Origin of the sequence: Sandarakinorhabdus sp. (assembly GCF_032115815.1) — a bacterium.
Classification (GTDB): domain Bacteria; phylum Pseudomonadota; class Alphaproteobacteria; order Sphingomonadales; family Sphingomonadaceae; genus Sandarakinorhabdus.
Map to the genome: position 1 here is coordinate 1 of NZ_JAUMBI010000165.1, position 4,186 is coordinate 4,186.

4 protein-coding genes are annotated in these 4,186 nt (G+C 64.3%); all 4 read left to right on the top strand.

Features of this window, described 5'->3' with window-relative positions; all coding sequences use genetic code 11:
- Nucleotides 1-741: aldo/keto reductase (locus RT662_RS09775; protein ID WP_313670523.1), on the top strand; the 741-nt coding region annotated here is incomplete at its 5' end.
- Nucleotides 742-752: 11 nt separating this feature from the next.
- Nucleotides 753-1,787, top strand: a complete 1,035-nt coding sequence (locus RT662_RS09780) for an alcohol dehydrogenase catalytic domain-containing protein (RefSeq protein ID WP_313670524.1) — start codon at nt 753-755, stop codon at nt 1,785-1,787.
- A 56-nt stretch (nt 1,788-1,843) separates the two neighbouring features.
- Nucleotides 1,844-2,635 carry an IclR family transcriptional regulator gene (locus tag RT662_RS09785; RefSeq protein WP_313670525.1) on the top strand — a complete coding sequence of 264 codons (792 nt, stop codon included), beginning with the start codon at nt 1,844-1,846 and terminating at the stop codon, nt 2,633-2,635.
- 146 nt (nt 2,636-2,781) lie between these two features.
- Nucleotides 2,782-4,186: MFS transporter (locus RT662_RS09790; RefSeq protein ID WP_313670526.1), on the top strand; the 1,405-nt coding region annotated here is incomplete at its 3' end.

Consider the following 4,186-nt stretch of genomic DNA (forward strand, 5'->3'; position numbering starts at 1 on the left):
CCGTTCAATCCGCGCGACCCGGCGGCGCTGTTGGAGTCGTTCGAAACCAGTTGCAAGCTGCTGGGCCGCGACCAGATCGATATTCTGATGATCCATGAGCCGGATCGCCCCCGCCAGTTCGACTGGTGGGAAGCCATGGACGACGCGCGCGGTCCGGTGATGGATGTCATCGACCGGCTGAAGGGCGAAGGGCGGATTCGCTTTGCTGGCCTGGGCGGCACCACCGCGTATGACATGGCGCGGTTGATCCGTACCGGCCGCTTTGACGTGGTGCTGACCGCCTTCAACACCAGCCTGTTGTGGCGGGAAGCCTGGCATGAAGTGATCCCGGCCGCCGCCGAGCGGGGCATGGGCATCGTCGCCGGATCGCCGCTGCAGCAGGGCGCGCTGGCCCGCGTCTGGCGGGAGGAGGTGGAGACCGCCACTTGGCTGTCGAAGCCGCGCCGCGAACAGTTCCGCAAGCTCTATGCGCTGGTGGACGAGGTTGGCATCCCGCTGCCCGAACTCTCATTGCGCTTCCTGCTTTCGGAACCACGCATTTCCACCATCCTTATGGGCGCCCGCAGCGTCGCGGAAGTGGATGGCAACGTGGATGCTATCGCCAGGGGGCCCCTGCCCGCTGATCTGCTCGCCCGCCTGGACGAGATCGCCGCGATGGTGCCCTTCCGGCCGCACGACGAGCCGTTCGCCCTGCCCTTCGGTCGCGCTTATGCCGGCACGCCGGCTGCCGGCCCCGTCTGAGGAGACAAGACATGCGTGCTGCCGTTGTTGAAAGCCACGGTGTTCTGGCCATCCGCACCCTTTCGGATCCCGTGCCCGGCCCCTATGAAGTGCTGACCCGGCAATTGTTCGGCGGCATCTGCGCCGCCACGGATCGCCATCTGGTCGAAGGCAAGCTCCCGATCCCCGGCATCAGCTACCCGTTGATCCTCGGGCACGAAACCATTGGTCGCGTCGTCGAAATGGGTGCCAAGGTCCGCAACCTGAAAGTTGGCGACCTGATAACGCGCACTGGCGCACCGGCGACCGATGGCTGCGCCGCCTATTGGGGCGGCTTTGCCGAACTGGGCTTGGGGCGTGACTTTGCCGCCATGCGCGACGATGGCCTCCCCGAAGCCGAATGGACTGCGCACACGATCAACCGCGTGCTGCCGCCCGGCACCGATCCGGCTTCAGCCACGATGATGATCACCTGGCGCGAGACGCTGAGTTATCTCACCCGCCTTGGCCCTGTCAGCGGCAAACGACTGCTGGTGCTGGGATCCGGTGGCAATGGCTTTTCGTTCCTGGCGCTGGCCCGCGCACTGGGCGCAGACGCCGTGGCGATGGTGGGCAATCCGGCTTGGGCAGCCCACGCCGCCCATGCCGGCGCCGCGGCCTTTGCCGATTATCGCGACACCGCCGCAATCGCCAACCTGCGCAGTGTCGCCGGGCCGACAGGGTTCGACCTGTTGCTGGACGCGGTTGGTCACACCGGCGGCATCGAGGGCGTCCTGTCGCTGATGGAGCCCGGGGCTGGCATCGGACTTTATGGCATCGAAGCACTTGGAGAGCGCATGGCCGCCCTGAAGGCGATTACGGCGCAGGGTTTCCGCGTTCATGGGCCGGGCGAATATGCCGAAGGCGAAGCGCATGATCAGGCCGTGGCCCTGATGGCATCCGGCGCGCTTGATGCCCGACTGTGGTTTGATCCCACCAAGCCGTATCCGCTTGACCAGATCGGCGATGCGCTGGCGGCCGTGGCGAACCGGGAGAGCCTGAAAGCCGTCGTGCGCATCACAGGCTGAAGGCTTGTCTTTCGAGGCTGTCATGCCATGAAGGGGCTGACAGCAGGAAGCTAGGCATGAGTGAGACGGCAACAAAATATTCGGCACCAGCCCTCGACAAGGGGCTGGATATTCTTGAGCTTCTTGCGGAAAGCAGCCGCCCCCTGACCATGGGCCAGATTGCCGACCGCCTGAGCCGCTCGAAGGGCGAGATTTTCCGGATGCTGGTGGCGCTGGAACGCCGGCGCTACATCCAGCGCGATGAGGCAACCGAAGGCTTCCTGATCGGCAATCGCCTGTTCGAAATGGCGATGAAAACGGCGCCCACCCGCAATCTGGTGGCCACCGCCATGCCACACATATCACTTGTTGCGCACTCGCTCGATCAATCGTGCCACCTCACGGTCCTGTCTGACACACAGATTGTCGTCATCGCGCGGGTCGAGGCACCGGGCGAATTGGGTTTTGCCGTCCGACTGGGCTATCGTCGCCGCGTCGATCAATCCACGTCGGGACGCGTGCTGGCGGCCTTTGCCAGCCCCGCCGATCGCCAACGCCTGATCAACCGTCTCGCGGAGGCCCACCCGGATTTTGACCGGGCAGGTTTCGAGGCGCGCATTGAGCAGATCACCCAGCTTGGTCATGGACAGAGCCCCAGTCGCACAGTGCGCGGCGTCACCGATCTCAGCGCGCCAATCATCGGGGAAACGGGCTGGGCCGTCGGCGCACTGACCGTGCCGTTCATCCTGCGCGATGACCAACAAACGGGGCTTGAAGACGCCATCCAAGTTGTGGTGCGCGAAGCGACCGCCATCTCGGCTGATCTGGCCGTTGGCATGCCCGGGCACGCGACAAGCTCCGGCGACTGAAGCCGGCAGGAGCGCTGTTCAAACCCGCCTCCGCTGACGCATATGTGAAGTTGCATTTTACTTCTGCAACATCCATCATCCCTCCCAAGGATTTGATCCCGGCGCGGTGGCGTCGGCGACCAGACGAGATGGGGAGGCCAGGCGGAATGGATGCACAGGCGCGGCGCGATGCGAAACCCGCGACCGAACAGGATGTGCCCAGCGGCTTCCGCTTCTTCCTGTTCGCCTCTCCGCAGCTCGCCCTGGCGACGCTGGGCTTGCCGATCGTCATCTACCTGCCGGCCTATTATGCCGGGCCGCTCGGGCTTGGGCTGGCCACCACCGGCTTCATCTTCATGCTCACCCGCTTCTGGGACGTGTTCACCGATGGCCTGCTTGGTTGGGCGGTGGACCGCTTTCCCACGCGCTGGGGCCGCCGCAAGGTCTGGATGCTCATCTCGACCCCGCTGATGGTGATCGGCACCGTGGCCATCTGCTTTCCGCCAGCAGGCTCGGGTGCCGGATATCTGCTGTTCTGGCTGACCTTCATCTACATCTGGTGGACGCTGATCCACCTCTGCCACATCGCCTGGGCGGCAGAGTTGTCAGACAGTTATGATGAACGATCGCGTATCCAGAGCCGGGTGATGGCGGTCTATTTCTCTGGCCTGCTTCTGGTGCTGACGGCGCCGATCATGGTGGGCGCAATCATGGGCGATACCGGGCTTGAAACCAAAGTGCGCGCCATGGGCATCTATGCCGCTGTGCTGCTGCCGATCACGGTCCTGGCCGCGATGTTCATGGCCCGCGAGAAAAAGCCGCCGCCGCGCCGTAGTGACGAACGTCCGATGGGCTTCTTCGAAGGGCTGCGGCTGGCGGCGCGCAATCCGCCGTTGCTGCGCTTGCTGGCGGTGGACATGCTGGCTGGCCTCGCCGGAGGCACCGCCAGCGGGCTGTTCGTTTATGTCACCACCGATCTATTCCACCTGCAAGGCGCTCTCACCGTCGGCGGCGTGGCGGTCGATCCAGGCGCGCTGTTGATCTTTACCTATATTGGGGCGTTCTGCGGTGTGCCGCTGTGGCTGAAACTGTCCTACCGGATCGGCAAACACCGCGCGGTGGCGGCCTCGGCGTTGCTGACCATCGGTGGCTTTCTCTACACGCTGGTCATGCCGAAAGGCGATTTCCTGGCGGCGGCGCTGTTCTACCTGGTCAATGGCGTCGCCTTTGGCGCCGCCCCCTTCCTTGATCGCGCCATGCTGGCCGACGTGGTTGATCTTGATCAGACACAAAGCGGGGAACAGCGCACCGGCTTCTTCTTCGCGTTGATGTCTATGACCAACAAGATCGGCTACGCCCTGCCGGTGGGTATCCTTTATCCACTGCTGGAACTGGTCAATTTCAATCCCAATGGCGGCAACAGCGGCGCCCCACTGATGTGGCTGGCCGCGATGTTCGTGGGCGTGCCAATTCTGTGCAAGCTGCTGATCGTGGCGCTCACGTGGAACTTCCCGATCACCCGCGAGATGCAGGCCGCCCTGCGCGCGCAATTGAGCGAGCAGGACGACGCGC